12 protein-coding genes and 1 tRNA gene are annotated in these 16561 nt (G+C 62.1%); 8 read left to right on the top strand and 5 right to left on the bottom strand.

What is annotated here, in order from left to right:
* Positions 1–7: 7 nt before the first annotated feature.
* The 3 genes from OH764_RS12140 (at position 8) to OH764_RS12130 (ending at position 2797) form a co-directional block, all read left to right on the top strand.
* On the top strand, positions 8–1072 hold the full coding sequence (locus OH764_RS12140) for a glycosyltransferase family 4 protein (RefSeq protein WP_498846969.1): 1065 nt from the start codon (positions 8–10) through the stop codon (positions 1070–1072).
* A 254-nt stretch (positions 1073–1326) separates the two neighbouring features.
* Positions 1327–2181, top strand: coding sequence for a hypothetical protein (locus tag OH764_RS12135; protein WP_498846968.1), 855 nt, complete (start codon positions 1327–1329; stop codon positions 2179–2181).
* 151 nt (positions 2182–2332) lie between these two features.
* Positions 2333–2797: a DUF2214 family protein gene (locus OH764_RS12130; protein WP_498846967.1), complete on the top strand. Its 465-nt coding sequence runs from the start codon at positions 2333–2335 to the stop codon at positions 2795–2797.
* A gap of 73 nt (positions 2798–2870) precedes the next feature.
* Here the strand turns inward: OH764_RS12130 and OH764_RS12125 are convergent, their stop codons facing one another.
* The 5 genes from OH764_RS12125 to OH764_RS12105 form a co-directional block, all read right to left on the bottom strand.
* A complete protein-coding gene (locus OH764_RS12125) occupies positions 2871–4748 on the bottom strand; it encodes an ABC transporter ATP-binding protein (protein WP_498846966.1) in 1878 nt (625 codons plus the stop codon).
* A gap of 504 nt (positions 4749–5252) precedes the next feature.
* Positions 5253–5327 (bottom strand) — tRNA-Val (locus tag OH764_RS12120).
* A gap of 48 nt (positions 5328–5375) precedes the next feature.
* The gene (gene dnaQ, locus OH764_RS12115) at positions 5376–6110 is read right to left on the bottom strand and encodes a DNA polymerase III subunit epsilon (protein ID WP_498846965.1); all 735 of its coding nucleotides are present in this window, start codon (positions 6108–6110) and stop codon (positions 5376–5378) included.
* Positions 6111–6189: 79 nt separating this feature from the next.
* Positions 6190–6636, bottom strand: coding sequence for a ribonuclease HI (gene rnhA, locus OH764_RS12110; RefSeq protein ID WP_006051973.1), 447 nt, complete (start codon positions 6634–6636; stop codon positions 6190–6192).
* The gene (locus OH764_RS12105; protein ID WP_498846964.1) at positions 6633–7538 is read right to left on the bottom strand and encodes a class I SAM-dependent methyltransferase; all 906 of its coding nucleotides are present in this window, start codon (positions 7536–7538) and stop codon (positions 6633–6635) included. The genes rnhA and OH764_RS12105 overlap by 4 nt, the downstream gene beginning before the upstream one ends.
* 19 nt (positions 7539–7557) lie before the next feature.
* Here OH764_RS12105 and gloB point away from each other — a divergent pair, with 19 nt between their 5' ends.
* The 5 genes from gloB (at position 7558) to carB (ending at position 16557) form a co-directional block, all read left to right on the top strand.
* A complete protein-coding gene (gloB, locus tag OH764_RS12100) occupies positions 7558–8349 on the top strand; it encodes a hydroxyacylglutathione hydrolase (RefSeq protein ID WP_498846963.1) in 792 nt (263 codons plus the stop codon).
* Positions 8350–8505: 156 nt separating this feature from the next.
* Positions 8506–10155 (top strand): lytic transglycosylase domain-containing protein, encoded by a 1650-nt coding sequence (locus OH764_RS12095; protein ID WP_498846962.1) that lies wholly within the window; start codon positions 8506–8508, stop codon positions 10153–10155.
* A gap of 200 nt (positions 10156–10355) precedes the next feature.
* Positions 10356–11594: an MFS transporter gene (locus OH764_RS12090; protein WP_498846961.1), complete on the top strand. Its 1239-nt coding sequence runs from the start codon at positions 10356–10358 to the stop codon at positions 11592–11594.
* 457 nt (positions 11595–12051) lie between these two features.
* Positions 12052–13206 (top strand): carbamoyl-phosphate synthase small subunit, encoded by a 1155-nt coding sequence (gene carA / locus OH764_RS12085; protein ID WP_498846960.1) that lies wholly within the window; start codon positions 12052–12054, stop codon positions 13204–13206.
* A 96-nt stretch (positions 13207–13302) separates the two neighbouring features.
* Positions 13303–16557 (top strand): carbamoyl phosphate synthase large subunit, encoded by a 3255-nt coding sequence (gene carB, locus OH764_RS12080; RefSeq protein ID WP_498846959.1) that lies wholly within the window; start codon positions 13303–13305, stop codon positions 16555–16557.
* Positions 16558–16561: the final 4 nt, after the last annotated feature.

The following is a 16561-nucleotide window of genomic DNA, read 5'->3' as shown; positions in this document are numbered from 1 at the left end:
CTTCATTATGCGAATCGCACAAATCGCTCCGTTGCACGAGGCGGTTCCTCCCAAGCTGTACGGTGGTACGGAACGTGTGGTGTCCTATCTGACCGAAGCGCTGGTCGAGCAGGGCCACGACGTCACGCTCTTTGCGAGCGGCGATTCGCAAACCTCGGCGAAGCTCGAAGCGTTCTGGCCGCAGGCTCTGCGCCTCGACCCCACCATTCGCGACGTGATGGCGCCGCACATGCTGCTGCTCGAGGAAGTGCGCCGCCGCGCGGACGAATTCGATGTGCTGCATTTCCACATCGACTATTACCCGTTTTCGCTGTTCGCGCGCCAGCCCGTGCCGTTCGTGACCACGCTGCACGGCCGTCTCGACCTGCCGGAATTGCAGCCGATCTTCAACACGTTCAAGGACGTGCCGGTCGTGTCGATCTCGGACAACCAGCGCATTCCGCTGCCGCAGGCTCACTGGCTGCAAACCGTTTATCACGGCCTGCCGGAAAATCTGCTCACGCCGATCAAGGACGTGAAGCCCAGCTATCTCGCATTCCTCGGCCGCATCTCGCCGGAAAAGCGTCTGGACCGTGCGATCCGCATCGCCGAACAGGTCGGCATGCCGATCAAGGTCGCGGCCAAGCTCGACAAGGCTGACCGCGCTTATTACGACGAAGTCATCAAGCCGCTCATGGCGCTGCCGCACGTCGAATATATCGGCGAAATCAGCGAAGCGGAAAAGACGGAGTTCCTCGGCAACGCGCACGCGCTGCTGTTCCCGATCGACTGGCCGGAGCCCTTCGGTCTGGTGATGATCGAGGCAATGGCGTGCGGTACGCCGGTGATCGCTTTCAATCGCGGTTCGGTGCCGGAAGTGATCGAAAACGGCGTGTCGGGCTTTGTCGTCGAAGACGAAATCAGCGCTGTTGCAGCGGTCAAGCGCCTGCATACGCTGCCGCGCGAAACGGTGCGCAAGGCGTTCGAAGCGCGCTTCTCGTCGAAGGTCATGGCGCAGAACTACGTCGCTACGTACGAAGAGCTGCTGCGTCGGAAGCACCGTACCGTGCTGCGTGAAGTCAACGCGAGCTGATTGAGCCGGGCCGGATAGTTCCGGTCCGAGAACGGGCTTGCTGGGAGGAGCGTCTTCTAAGCGTCTCCCCAGCGCCCGCAACGCCCCGCGCGCAAGCCGCTCGCGGGGCGTTGTTGCATCCACGCCGCGTTTTTCGCGTTCCGCGATGCAAAGTGAGCAGTTCAGGCACGCGGCGGCGAGCCGGTCTTCGTAATATCCCTATAATGGCCGTGCCGCGAAATTGGCTGCGGCGCCGCCGACGACAGGAGGATGCCTTGGCGAGAACGAAAGAGACGCGTGCGAATGCCGCGCCCGGCGCCGGAACGATTTTCGCGTTACGCGCTATCGGTCTCGTGCTTCTCGCCCGGTGGCTGTTCTCCATGTCGGAGATGGATCTGACCGCGTCGCTGTCGGCCATGGCCTCCTCGCCGTGGGCGTGCATCAACCTGGTCTTCCTGTTTCTGCTCATCTTTCTTCCTGGCGCACGCGCGGTCGCAGAGCGTCCTTTTCATCCGCTGCCGCAATGGCTGCGGCAAGCGCTGCGGCTATTCGCATTCCTGGGATTTCTGTTCGCGGTGTGGTCGGTTAGCGCCTTTGCGGTGAGCGCCGGCTGGCGCCGCGCCGCGCAAGCCGTGGCGGCGACCAACGGCTGGCTGTTGGCGGCGCCCGCGCTGTATGCGGCCGTTTTGTGGATCTGCCGTCCGCGCGCGCTATGGCGCACCAACATTGCTGCGCGCCGTTTCGCGATCGGCCGCTATGCCGTCTCGCTCGATCCGCTTACGCGCACAGTCAGCGTCTGGGCCGAGCGTCGCAAGGTGGGGCAGTATGACGCGCGCGAACTCTCCGTGCGCTGGGCGGACGTAGCAGGCACGCGCTCTGCGACGGCGCCCACGCCGGTCATCGCGCTCCATGCCGCTGGCGATACTGGCGCCGGCATCGCGTCGTCATCCTCGAGCGGCGCTCCGTCGCTTGCCCGAGCCGCGTTTGGCCGACGTCCGAAAATCGAGTTGCTGTGGGATTCGCCCGCGGCGGCCGGTCACAACCGGCAAACCGTGTTTCGCGCGGCCCTGACGACCGAAGGGGATCGCGTCGCCGCGCGCGCGCTCGACAGCACGTTGCGCCAGGTCTAAGGCAGAGGTTTTGTGCAGTCGGTCACATGCAGTGACGGTTGCGCGCGTTGTAAAGTAAGCCGTGGTCGATAATGAAACAACGATGCCGCTCGTACTGACGGCGGGCGAGTGAAACAACAATCGATATGCCGTGTCGTTTGCAGGAGTCGCTATGCTGGTTCGCTGGTTGCTTGCCGCTCTTCATCTGCTCGCTTATGGCTTCGCACTTGCGTCGATTCTGCGGCGCACGTGGGCGCTGCGTCGTGCCGCGGTGCCAGCGGCGCTCCGCTCGGTGTTCCGGGCCGATACACGCTGGGGCCTCTCCGCACTCGTGTTGATCGTCACCGGCTTGATGCGCGTTTTCGGCAACTATGAGAAGGGCGCCGATTACTATCTCCACGAGCCGCTCTTTCACGTCAAGATGACGCTGCTCGTGATAATCATCGTGCTGGAAGTTCCGTCGATGCTCGCGCTAATGCGCTGGCGCGCATCGATACGAAAAGGCGCAGCGCCGGAGCTGCAAAACGCACGTCGCTATGCGCATTTGAGCGTGATTCAGACTGTGTTGCTCGTGTTGATGGTCTTTGCGGCAACCGGCATGGCGCGCGGCATCGGTTTGCCTGCGGGCGCGGTGTAATGATAGCGGCGCGCCGGCGGAAAATGCCTTGTACAAAGGCCTATTCAGCAAGACACGCCGCATCTTTCCCTCTTCAGTCATTGACCAGCAGGCTTGAATCGTCCACCGCGTGGCTGCGCGCGCGGGGCCGTTCTTGCGATGCCGGCGCTTCATTCAAGCCCTTGATCAGTTCCAGCGCCTGACGCTCGAACAGACGCCGGTACAGTCCGTTCTCGAGTCGGATCAACGTCTCGTGACTGCCTTCTTCGATTACCTTGCCCTTGTCGAGGACGAGCAAGCGGTCGAGTGCGCGCACGGTCGAAAGGCGGTGTGCCACGACGAGCGTCGTGCGGCCTTGCATCAGCCGCTCCATCGCCTGCTGGATCAGCACTTCGCTTTCGCTGTCGAGGCTCGAAGTGGCTTCGTCCAGAATCAGGATGGGTGCGTCCGCCAAAAACGCACGTGCAATCGCCACGCGCTGGCGCTCGCCTCCGGAGAGCTTGATGCCGCGCTCGCCGACCAGCGTGTCGTAAGCGTTGGGCAGCGCGCTGATGAAGTCGTGCGCGTTCGCCAGTCGCGCGGCGTGTTCGATCTCGGCGCGGCTCGCGTCCGGACGTGCATACGCAATGTTCTCCGCGAGCGAACGGTGAAACAGCACCGGCTCCTGCTGCACGATCGCAATCTGACTGCGCAACGACGTCTGCCTGACTTGCGCGATGTCCTGACCGTCGATCGTGATGCGGCCTTCAGACACGTCGTAAAGACGCTGAATCAACTTGATGAAGGTCGTCTTTCCCGAACCCGAATGGCCGACCAGCCCAACGCGTTCTCCGGGCGCAATGCGCACGGAGAAGTCGCGATAGAGCGGCGTGGCGTCCGCACCGTAATGAAACGTCACGTGCTCGAAGCGGATCTCGCCTTTGCCGATGGCAATCGGACCGGCGCCCGGGCGGTCTTCGATGCCGAGCGGCTGGCGCTCCAGCGAGACGAGTTCTTCCATGTCGTTGACCGAGCGTTGCAAGTTGCGGATGTGCATGCCGACCTCGCGCAGATAGCCTTGCAGCATGAAGAACATCGTCAACGCAAAAGTGATGTCGCCGACGCTCGCCTCACCGCGCAACCACAGTGCCAGCGCGGCGCCGAGAATCGCGGTCTGAATCGCAACTAGCATCGCGCCTTGCACGCCGCCGTTGATCGTGCCGCGAATCCACGTGCGACGCGTGCGGTTGCGCCACTTGCCGATCACACGCGCAAGTAGCAACTCCTCGCGCTCTTCGGCGCCGAAAGCCTTGACCACACCGTTGCAACTCACCGCGTCCGCGAGCGCGCCGCCCATGCGCGTGTCCCACGCGTTGGCGAGGCGCGCGGCCGGCGCCACGAAGCCGAGCGACAGCGCGACAGTCACCGCGATATAAAGCACCGAGCCTACGCCGACCACCGCGCCCATCATCGGCCAACGCCAGCCGAGCAGCAGCGTCGCACCCACCAGCATGACGAGCGACGGGAACAGCGCGATCAGCAGCGTGTCGTTGAGCAGATCGAGCGCCCACATACCACGCGTGATCTTGCGCACCGTCGAGCCGGCAAAGCTGTTGGCATGCCAGTCGGTTGAAAAGCGTTGCACGCGATGGAATGCGTTGGCGGCGATCTCACTCATCATCTTCAACGTCAGCTTGATGATGTTGAAGTACATGGCTTGCCGAAGCAAAGTGGCGCCCAGTCCCAGCGCGGCCAGAACACAAAAGGCCGTGATGGCTGCGTGCCATGCGCTCGCACGTGCGGCCGGGCCGGACGCGATGGCGTCGACAAGGTGGCCGGCGAACATCGGCGTGAGCACGTCCGCCACGGCGGAGAGCATGACAAGCGCGGAAATGACGACAATGCGCCACGGCTGTTGAGCCCAGTGCCGGAAGGTGAAGCCGAGGACATCCTTGAACGCTTGCCCGCGAAAGTCGAGTTTTTTTCTGGTCATTTGCGACAACCCGTTCGCGCATGGCGCACCGGGGTTCCAGTCAGAAGCGAGACGGGGAGACAGTCGAAGCGCGCCGCTTAACGGCAATGAAACTGCTGGCAATAAGCCTGCGGACTTGGCTGCGAACTATCTGGGATTGCGCGGAGCGCCTTTTCAGGCCGACTTGCGCGGTCGACGAGTCAACGTCGTGGGACCATGTCAGGGATGGCCATATGCACTGCGAACATGTGACGCCTCCCTGTGGTCAATGAGGTGGAGAGAGTAGACGGGGCGAATGCCCGAAAGCCGACTATAGCAGCACTGTTTTGCCGCCGCAATCGACGAGGTTTCGTTGTTGACTCGCACGCACACCGTGCTCCCGACGACAGATATCGACATGCAAGCAGCGAGAAATACAATGACGAGGCAAACGGGAAGTGACGAAACGGAAAACACAAAACGGAAAAGGGCTTACGCATTGCTGCGTAAGCCCTTTTTTCTTCGGTGATCGACACACCAAAATTCTGGTGGGTAGTACTGGGATCGAACCAGTGACCCCTGCCGTGTGAAGGCAGTGCTCTACCGCTGAGCTAACCACCCGAAGAGATCGAAATTATGCCGGGGATTTGCGAGCTCGTCCAGCACTTTTTAAGCAGCTTGCTCATCCGATACGGGCACGGGTTCGAGGCGCCACACGCTCGTGCCTTTGATCGCCTTGTCGAGGCCATCCAGAACCGCCTGGTGTGCGGCGAGTTCTTCGTCGCTCGCGGCAATCACGACGAGGTCCAGCGAGTCGATGGCTACGCGCGGCGCATGCGCTTCGCCGCTGCCGTGCGATTCGCCAAGCATGTCGATGACAAGGCTTTCCTGGCCGCGTGTCATCGCAAGATAAACCTCGGCGAGCAGTTCCGAGTCGAGCAGGGCGCCGTGCAGCGTGCGGTGGGCATTGCTGATGCCGAAGCGGTCGCACAAAGCGTCGAGTGAATTGCGCTTGCCGGGGAACATCTGCTTCGCGCGCGCGAGCGTGTCGATGATCTCGCCGCAATGGGTGCTGACGGGCGGTAGCCCGAGCAACGCGAATTCGGCGTCGAGGAATCCGATGTCGAATGGCGCGTTGTGAATGATCAGGTCCGCGTCCTGAATGAAGTCACGAAACTGGTCGGCGATCTCCGCGAACTTCGGCTTGTCGCTCAGGAACTCGGTGGTCAGCCCGTGGACGGCCAATGCGCCCGGATCACTGTCGCGCTCGGGGTTGATATAGAAGTGCAGATTGTTGCCGGTGAGGCGCCGGTTCACCAGTTCGACGCAACCCAGTTCGAGGATGCGGTCGCCGGTTCGAGCGTTCAGGCCGGTTGTTTCAGTGTCGAGGATAAGTTGACGCATGTTGAGTTAGCTTTGCCTCAGAAATTGCAGCCGAAAATGAGCGGAGAGAAAGAGGGTCGCGCAGCGTGGCGGCCAACGGTCACAATTCCGCGAGCGACGCGACGCCACGATTGGCGAGCTGATCCGCGCGCTCGTTTTCCGGATGCCCGTTATGCCCGCGCACCCAGCGCCATTCGATCTCATGTTGCGCGACGAGCGCGTCGAGCCGCTTCCACAAATCGGCGTTTTTCACCGGTTGCTTTGCAGCAGTGACCCAGCCTTTCTTTTTCCAGCCGTGAATCCACTCGCTGATGCCTTTCTGCACGTACTGCGAGTCGGTGTGCACAACGGCTTTGCACGGACGCTTCAGCGCTTCGAGCGCGGATATCACGCCCATCAGTTCCATGCGATTGTTGGTGGTATTCGCTTCGCCGCCGAACAGCTCTTTTTCCTGATCGCCGAAGCGCAGCAAAGCGCCCCAGCCGCCCGGGCCGGGGTTGCCCTTGCAGGCGCCGTCGGTATAGATGTCGATGATGTTTGCTGTCATTGAGTATGGTTGCGTGTGTTCGGTGTAGCGGCGGGTGCGAGGCCCGCGGCGAGGACGGGCTTTTTGACCTTGAGTGGTCCGACGAGGCGCATGCCGCGCACGCGCTTGATCGCCTTGATCATGTAGGTCGCGCCGAAGATCGGCCACCAGCGGTCGCCGGCAGCTTCCATGAAGCCGTAGCGGGAGAGCCACTGATCGCTGTCGAGCGGCGGACGATAGCAGCCGAAGCGCCCGCGTTCAAGGTCGAAACCGAGCAGCTTGATCCAGTCTTTCAGACGCGTGAAGGCGATCAGATCGACAGCGGCGGGCACGAACGGCCGGCCCGTCATCTTGCCGACCGATTGCCGCGCGCCCCACAACGAAAGCGAGTTGAAGCCGAGAATGATCAGCTGGCCTTCCGGCATCAGAACGCGCTCCGCTTCGCGCAGCAGGCGGTGCGGATCGCTCGTGAATTCGAGTGTATGCGGCATCACGATCAGATCGACGCTCTGGGCTTCGAACGGTAAATCCAGCAGGTCGCACCAGACCGCGCTGCGTCCGGCGGGCGAGGGCAGCGGTGCCGACGCTGGTCCGCCGCGCGTGGCGCCGTTGCCCGGGGCGCCTCTCAACCCGTCTCTTAAGCCGTCTCGCAAGCCGTCCATTGAGCCCTTCCCGGCAAGTGCCTGAGCGTGCGGGAAACTATACGGCGCACTCGCGCCGCTCGCGGCATCGAGCACGAGCCCCCGGCAGGGCATGCGGTTTTCGCGCAACGCGTCAAGCTGCGGCAGGCCGAGTTGCAGCGCGTGGTAGCCGAAAACGTCCGACACCACTCGGTCGAGCTGTGTCTGTTCCCATTCCAGCACGTAGCGGCCGGGCGGCGAATCCGTCCAGGCGGGCCAGTCTATAATCGCTCGGTCAGTCATATCAAAGAATGCGTCGCCTATGAATGCGCTCGAGTACGTACCGGTCCCGGCGTTTGAAGACAATTACATCTGGGTCGTTTCCGACGGATACCATGCGGTAGTCGTCGATCCGGGTGAAGCCGCTCCCGTTCGCGCCTATCTGGCGAGGCGCGGTTGGCGACTGAGCGCTATTTTACTCACGCACCATCATCAAGACCATGTCGGCGGGGTAGCCGATCTGCTGAATGACCAGGCCGTTCCCGTCTACGGGCCCGCTGGTGAAGCGATCGGACATCTCACGCACCGTCTGAAACATGGCGATCGAGTGACGATCGCCGCGCCCGCACTCGATTTGAGCGTACTCGAGGTCCCGGGCCATACGAGCGGCCACATCGCTTATTTCCAGGCGGCGGACCCGGGCGGCACGCCCCATGTGTTCTGCGGCGACACGCTGTTCGCCTGCGGGTGCGGCCGGCTCTTCGAAGGCACGCCGAGCCAGATGTTGTCGTCGCTCGACTCGCTCGCGGCGTTGCCCGGCGCGACCGAAGTGCACTGCGCACACGAGTACACGCTGTCCAACATCCGCTTCGCGCTCGCTTGCGATCCCGACAACGACGAACTGCTTGCCTGGCGCGACAAGGCGAGCGATCTGCGGGCTCGCAATGTGCCCACGTTGCCGACCACGATCGCCCACGAGCGCGGCGTGAATCCGTTCCTGCGTGCCGACAACCCCGCCATTCAGGCGACCTTGCGGGATCAGCTGCATGCCGACGTCCCTGACCGGCTGGCGTCGTTTACATTGATGCGCGAGTGGAAAAACCGCTTCCGGTGACCGGGTTCGTCCAGGGCGCTTCCTCAAGCGAAGAATCGGAAGAATTCGCCAAGCCCTAGATTTGCTTGATATTTTGGTCAATTTCCGATTGACGTAGACGTTACGGTTTCGTACTATCGGCTGCAAATTCCAGCCCTTGTGGAAGCCGAGACGTTCATGCGATTTATCTTTAGTGCGTTGCTGGTCCTGACGCTCGCCGCCTGCGCGAGCCAGGGACCAACGACGATCAGCCCCACCACCGCAACAAATCCCGCCAGCCAGCAAGCAGTAGCCGACGCACTCCGCAAGACAGCCACCGCCAAGGAAACGATTAATGTCGACCAAGGCTCGGTCACGCAGTTGACGAGCGCCGACGCCGATTTATGGGGCCGCATTCGCCGTGGTTTCCAGATGCCGGATCTGCAAACGGATCTGGTCGACATGCAGGTCAACTGGTACGCGCAGCGTCCGGATTACGTGCAGCGCATGACTGAGCGCTCGCAGAAATATCTGTATCACATCGTCGAAGAGCTCGAAGCGCGCCATATGCCGACCGAGCTCGCGTTGCTGCCGTTCATCGAATCGGCGTACAGCCCGCAGGCGTTGTCGGTGGCGAAAGCAGCCGGCATGTGGCAATTCATGCCGGGTACCGGCCGCACTTACAACCTCAAGCAGAACATGTGGCAGGACGAGCGCCGCGACGTGCTGGCGTCGACCAGTGCCGCGCTCGACTATCTGTCACGTCTGCACGACATGTTCGGCGACTGGCAACTAGCACTTGCTGCGTACAACTGGGGTGAGGGCAACGTGCAGCGCGCGATTGCGCGCAATGAAGCGGCGGGCTTGCCGACAGACTATCTGAGCCTGCGCATGCCCAACGAAACGCGCAACTACGTGCCGAAGCTGCAGGCGGTCAAGAACATCGTGTCGAACCCGCAAATGTACGGGCTCGCGTTGCCGTCGATCCCGAACCACCCATATTTTGTGACCGTCACCACGTCGCACGATATCGACGTGGACATGGCCGCCAAACTGGCTAATCTCTCGCTCGACGAATTCCGTTCGTTGAACCCGTCGTTCAGAAAGCCGGTGATTCTGGGCGCTACGCAGCCGCAAATCCTGCTGCCGTTCGACAACGCGAGCGCGTTCGAGCGCAATCTGAAAACGTACTCGGGTTCGCTGTCGTCGTGGACCACGTATACGGTCACCGAGCGCTCGGCGCCGGCGGCAATCGCGCAAAAAATCGGTGTCGATGCCGACACGCTCATGGAAGTCAACAAGATTCCGGTCGGCATGCGTCTGAAGCCGGGTTCAACCATCGTCGTGCCGCGCGGTTCAGATGACGACGAGGACATCAGCGCGGACGTCGCCGAAAGCGCCGTGCTCGCTATGGAGCCCGACGTTCCCGACACCCGCAAAATGCTGATCCGCGTGCGCCGCAATCAGTCCATGGCGGCTATCGCGTTGCGTTATGGCGTATCCGTCGGGCAGTTGAAGTCGTGGAATCGCACGCATCGGGACAGCGTGACGCGCGGGCAGGTCATCGTGCTGCACGTGCCGGTCGGCAGGACTGTTCCGAGCGAACCGGGTCCCGAGCGTATCGCGACCGACGTCCAGGGTGGCGGGGTCCAGAAGATCGGCACGCGCGTGGGCGGCTCTAAAAGCGAATCGCACAACGACTCAAAGAAGGGGCGTGGCCACTCCGCTGTAGTGAAGGTGTCCGAGCCGGTTGTCAAGGCCGGCAAATCGAAAGCGTCTGCCGAGCCTGCTGGCAAAGTGACCAAAGTGTCGGCTTCCACGTCGAGCAAGACAAAGAAGAGCAAGTAGGCACGGCGGTGCAATCGGGGCCCTGACCGGGCCCCTTGCATTTGGGGCTCGCCCAGCCGGTTCGCTGTGATCGCACTCCCGTTTCATCGACGCCGTCACCCTGTGGTGACGGCGTTTTCCATTTGCAGGGCCGTCGGCGAACACCGTCGAATTCCGATATCGTTCGTCATTTGGCCTGCGGCCAACCGGATATTGAACGTATGTCGTCGACCCACTTGCGCGTCTTTCTGCTGTTTTCTGCCGGTTATTTCGTGTCCTATGTGTTCCGGGGCGTCAATCTCGGTTTTGCGCCGTTTATCACCCACGACCTCGGGTTGTCCGCGGCCGATCTCGGCGTGCTGACCAGTCTGTACTTTCTTGGCTTCGCGGGAGCGCAAATTCCGGCCGGCGTGTTACTCGACCATTTTGGCCCGCGGCGCGTCACGGCAGTCACCTTGCTGTTTGCCGCCGCGGGAATCTGGGTGTTCGGAGCAGCCCACAGCCTCAGAATGATGATGGCGGGGCGGTTGCTCATCGGCGTGGGCGTGTCCGTGTGCCTCGGTGCCGCATTCAAGGCGTTGGCGCAGCATTTCGCATCGGCGCGTCTGCCGCTGATGAACGGTCTCGTCATGGCGATCGGCGGCTTCGGCGGAGTGATGGTCGGCTCGCCGCTCACATGGGTGCTCACCTTCAGCAGCTGGCGTTCGGTCTGTGTTGGCCTGGGCCTATTGACGGTCGCCGTTGCGCTCGCCCAATGGATGCTCGTTCCGGAGACGAATGAAACCCGTCATCAGGCGAGTATCGGCGCGCAGTTTCAGGGCACGCTGCATATTCTACGGAGCGCCACCTTCTGGAAAATCGCGTCGTTTTCCGTCGTCACGCAGGGCGTTTTCTATGCAATGCAATCGCTATGGGTCGGCGCGTGGCTCCGCGACGTTCAGGGCTTCGAGCCGAGGGAAGCCGCTGCACTGGTGTCGATTCTTGGTTTCGCGATGATGGCCGGTTGCGTCGGTTTCGGCGCAGCGGCTCGCAGTCTGGAGCGGCGCGGCGTATCGCTGTATGCGTTTTGCGGCATCGGCATGGCGCTGTATGTGCTGACCCAGCTGCTGATCGTGTTCAACGCGCCACTCCCGGCGAGCTTGCTGTGGGCCGCGTACGGAATCTTCGGCGGGACGGGCATTCTCACGTATGCGGTCATGGCGCGCAGCTTTCCAGCGCAGATGATCGGCCGTGTGAACACCACGCTGACATTGATCATTTTTCTACTGATCTTCGGCTTCCAGATCGGGGTGGGTGCTGTGCTGTCGCATTGGCCGGCGAGCGGCGGCCATTATCCGGCTGCCGCTCACCTCGCGGCATGGGGGATTCTCATCGCGTTTCAGGTGCTCAGCGCAGTCTGGTACGTGCTTCCGGGGCGCAAGCCAGTGCACGCCGCGGCGCACGCTCAGCAGGACGCATGAGCCTTTCCCGGTAATTTTCCGGGAAGCCGCTGAAGTGGCACCCTATAACTCGTACTATCCCGAATCCGGCGACGTAAAACTTGCCGGCTTGCCGTGCAGGCCCGCCCAATAAGGCCTTGACCGAATTGCCGTGGGTCGCGGTGGGATCGGTAGGCCATCTCGGATTTGGAGGGAAGGGCAGTCTCACGCTATAATCCCGAGGTTTGAGCTTATCAACCCGCACCCTAGCGCCTACCTCTTCCAAACCGTTCATCCGCCGCGCGCCACTGGCGTAGCAAGCAGCCCGCATCAAGCCGATCCGTCCACAAAATGGACACATTGGACACCTCGCGCGCACTTTGCAACGTCAACGGCAGTACGCGAGCGAGTCTGCGCGCGCATCGCATGATGCTGTCCGCTGCGGCTCGCAAACCGGATAGGCAGGTCGGCAACAGGGTGTTCCCCCAAGGAGTCTCCCGTGTTGCCGTCATTTTCTCCCGCTCTGCTCGCGCTCGCCGACGGCACGGTCTTTCGTGGTTATTCGATCGGCGCCCCCGGGCATACCATCGGCGAAGTGGTGTTCAACACCGCTATCACCGGCTATCAGGAAATTCTGACTGACCCGAGCTACGCGCGCCAGATCGTGACCCTCACGTACCCGCATATCGGCAACGTCGGCGTGAACGCCGAAGACGTCGAAGCGACGAAAGTCCATGCCGCCGGGCTGATCATTCGCGACCTGCCGGTTCTCGCGTCGAATTTCCGCATGGAGCGCACGCTCACGCAGTATCTGCAGGACGAAGGCGTGGTCGCGATTGCCGGTCTCGACACCCGCAAGCTGACCCGCGTTCTGCGTGACAAGGGCGCTCAGAACGGCGCGATTCTCGCCGGTTCGGACGACGAGGCCAAGGCTATCGAACTCGCACGCTCTTTCCCGGGCCTCGCGGGCATGGACCTGGCGAAGGTCGTGTCGACGAAAGAAACCTACGAATGGACGCAGACCGAGTGGCGTCTGGAAAGCGGCTACGGCAAACAGAATTCGCCGAAGTATCGCGTTGTCGCGTTCGACTACGGCGTCAAGTTCAACATCCTGCGCATGCTCGCTGAGCGCGGCTGCCACGTGACCGTGCTGCCGGCAGAGGCTTCGGCCGCCGACGCGCTCGCGCTCAATCCGGACGGCATCTTCCTGTCGAACGGCCCGGGCGATCCCGAGCCGTGCGACTACGCAATCGCGGCCACGAAGGAACTGATCGAACGTGGCATTCCTACGTTCGGCATCTGCCTCGGCCACCAGATCATGGGCCTCGCGCTCGGCGCCAAAACCGTGAAGATGAAAACCGGCCACCACGGCGCCAACCATCCGGTGAAAGATCTGGACGACGGCCGCGTGATCATCACGTCGCAAAACCACGGCTTCGCGGTGGACGCCGACACGCTGCCGGCCAACGCGCGCGTCACGCACGTGTCGCTCTTCGACGGCACGCTGCAAGGCTTTGCCCTGAGCGACAAGCCAGCGTTCTGCTTCCAGGGCCATCCGGAAGCGTCGCCGGGCCCGCACGACATCGCCTATCTGTTCGACCGCTTCACCGCGTTGATGGACGCGAAGAAGGCCGGCAAGACCGCGGCGGCATAACTAGCGCGGCCAGACGCAGCGAGAGGTAAAGCGCGCGCAACGCCTAGGCGGCGCGCGCTGACGGAAAGAATTCAGGAATACATTAGCGAGAGCGTTATGCCCAAGCGGACAGACATCAAGAGCATTCTCATTATCGGCGCGGGTCCGATCATCATCGGCCAGGCGTGCGAGTTCGATTACTCGGGCGCGCAGGCATGCAAGGCGCTGCGTGAGGAAGGCTACAAGGTCATCCTCGTCAACAGCAATCCGGCGACGATCATGACCGACCCGAACACGGCCGACGTGACTTATATCGAGCCAATCACGTGGGAAGTGGTCGAGCGCATCATTGCCAAGGAGCGCCCGGACGCGATCCTGCCGACGATGGGCGGCCAGACCGCGCTGAACTGCGCGCTCGATCTGCACGCGCACGGCGTGCTGGAAAAGTACAAGGTCGAGCTGATCGGCGCATCGCCGGAAGCAATCGACAAGGCGGAAGACCGCCAGAAGTTCAAAGACGCGATGACCAAGATCGGTCTCGGTTCGGCCAAGTCGGGCACCGCGCATTCCATGGAAGAAGCGCTGCAGGTTCAGGCGCGCATCGCCGTCGAAACCGGCAGCGGCGGTTATCCGGTCGTGATTCGTCCGTCGTTCACGCTCGGCGGTTCGGGCGGCGGCATTGCGTACAACCGGGAAGAGTTCGAGGAAATCTGCAAGCGCGGTCTCGATCTGTCGCCCACGCGCGAGTTGCTGATCGAAGAATCGCTGCTCGGCTGGAAAGAGTACGAGATGGAAGTCGTCCGCGACAAGAAGGACAACTGCATCATCGTTTGCTCGATCGAAAACCTGGACCCTATGGGTATCCACACCGGCGACTCGATCACCGTCGCGCCGGCTCAAACGCTCACGGACAAGGAATATCAGATTCTGCGTAACGCGTCGCTCGCCGTGCTGCGCGAAATCGGCGTGGACACCGGCGGTTCGAACGTGCAGTTCTCGATCAATCCGAAAGACGGCCGGATGATCGTGATCGAAATGAACCCGCGCGTGTCGCGTTCGTCGGCGCTGGCGTCGAAGGCGACCGGCTTCCCGATCGCCAAGGTCGCGGCGAAGCTTGCAGTCGGCTACACGCTTGACGAACTGAAGAACGAAATCACCGGTGGCCAGACGCCGGCGTCGTTCGAACCGACGATCGACTACGTCGTCACCAAGATTCCGCGTTTTGCGTTCGAAAAATTCCGCGAAGCCGATTCGCGCCTGACCACACAAATGAAGTCGGTCGGCGAAGTCATGGCGATCGGCCGCACTTTCCAGGAGTCGTTCCAGAAAGCGCTGCGTGGTCTTGAAGTAGGCGTCGACGGTCTGGACGAAAAGACCGATAACCGCGACGAGATCATCCGCGAGATCGGCGAAGCCGGTCCGGACCGTATCTGGTACGTCGGCGACGCGTTCCGTATCGGCATGACTGCGCAGGAAATTTTCGAAGAGACGTCGATCGACCCGTGGTTCCTCGCACAGATCGAACAGATCATCCTGAAGGAAAAGGCGCTGGCCGGCCGCACGCTCGCGAGCCTCTCGAAGGAAGAACTGAAGTATCTGAAGCAAAGCGGTTTCTCGGACCGGCGTCTCGCGAAGCTTGTCGGCGCGAAGCCCGCCGAAGTGCGCGCTCGCCGCATTGAGCTGAACGTGCGCCCGGTGTACAAGCGCGTCGATACGTGCGCGGCCGAGTTCGCCACGAAAACGGCCTACATGTACTCGACCTACGAGGAAGAGTGCGAGGCAAATCCGACGAACAACAAGAAGATCATGGTCCTGGGCGGCGGCCCGAACCGGATCGGCCAAGGCATCGAGTTCGACTACTGCTGCGTGCATGCCGCGCTCGCCATGCGCGAAGACGGCTACGAAACGATCATGGTCAACTGCAACCCTGAAACGGTTTCGACCGACTACGACACGTCCGATCGTCTGTACTTCGAATCGCTGACGCTCGAAGACGTGCTCGAAATCGTCGACAAGGAAAAGCCGGTCGGCGTGATCGTGCAATACGGCGGTCAAACGCCGCTGAAGCTCGCGCTCGATCTCGAAGCGAACGGTGTGCCGATCATCGGCACGTCGCCCGACATGATCGACGCGGCTGAAGACCGCGAGCGTTTCCAGAAACTGCTGCAAGACCTCGGCCTGCGCCAGCCGCCTAACCGCACCGCGCGCGCCGAAGACGAAGCGCTCAAGCTCGCCGCCGAAATCGGCTATCCGCTGGTGGTGCGTCCGTCGTACGTGCTGGGCGGCCGCGCAATGGAAATCGTCCACGAGCCGCGCGACCTCGAGCGCTACATGCGCGAGGCCGTGAAAGTGTCGAACGACTCGCCGGTGCTGCTCGACCGCTTCCTGAACGACGCAATCGAATGCGACGTAGATTGCATTTCAGACGGCGAAGCGGTGTTCATCGGCGGCGTGATGGAGCATATCGAACAGGCGGGCGTGCATTCGGGCGACTCGGCTTGCTCGCTGCCGCCGTACTCGCTATCGAGCGAGACAGTTGCCGAATTGAAGCGTCAGACCGGTGCAATGGCGAAGGCGCTGAACGTGGTCGGTCTGATGAATGTGCAGTTCGCGATTCAGCAAGTTCCGCAGGCGGACGGCTCGAAGCAGGACATCATTTACGTGCTGGAAGTGAATCCGCGTGCTTCGCGCACGGTGCCGTACGTGTCGAAGGCGACCAGCCTGCCGCTCGCGAAGATCGCAGCGCGCGCTATGGTCGGTCAAAAGCTTGCGGCACAAGGCGTGACGAAGGAAATCGATCCGCCGTACTTCAGCGTGAAGGAAGCCGTGTTCCCGTTCGTCAAGTTCCCGGCTGTCGACCCCGTGCTCGGGCCGGAAATGCGTTCAACCGGTGAAGTGATGGGTGTCGGCCAAACGTTCGGCGAGGCGCTTTTCAAGTCGCAGCTGGCGGCGGGCTCGCGTCTGCCGGAGTCGGGCACGGTGCTGTTGACCGTGATGGACGCCGACAAGCCGAAGGCCGTCGAAGTCGCGCGCATGCTGCACGAACTCGGCTATCCGATTGTCGCGACCAAGGGCACGGCGGCTGCGATCGAAGCGGCCGGCGTGCCGGTCAAAGTCGTCAACAAGGTGAAGGACGGGCGGCCGCACATCGTCGACATGATCAAGAACGGCGAAATTGCGCTGGTCTTCACGACCGTCGACGAGACGCGTGCCGCGATCGCCGACTCGCGCTCGATCCGCATGAGCGCGCAGGCGAACAAGGTCACGTACTACACGACCATGTCGGGCGCGCGCGCGGCCGTCGAAGGCTTGCGCTATCTGAAGGACCTGGAAGTCTATGATTTACAAGGCTTGCACGCTCGCCTAAACTAAGGCT

Origin of the sequence: Burkholderia sp. M6-3 (assembly GCF_050858985.1) — a bacterium.
In the GTDB taxonomy this organism is placed as follows: domain Bacteria; phylum Pseudomonadota; class Gammaproteobacteria; order Burkholderiales; family Burkholderiaceae; genus Paraburkholderia; species Paraburkholderia caledonica.
The sequence above is the reverse complement of the archived record's forward strand: the minus strand, read 5'-3'. Positions and strand labels throughout refer to the sequence as shown.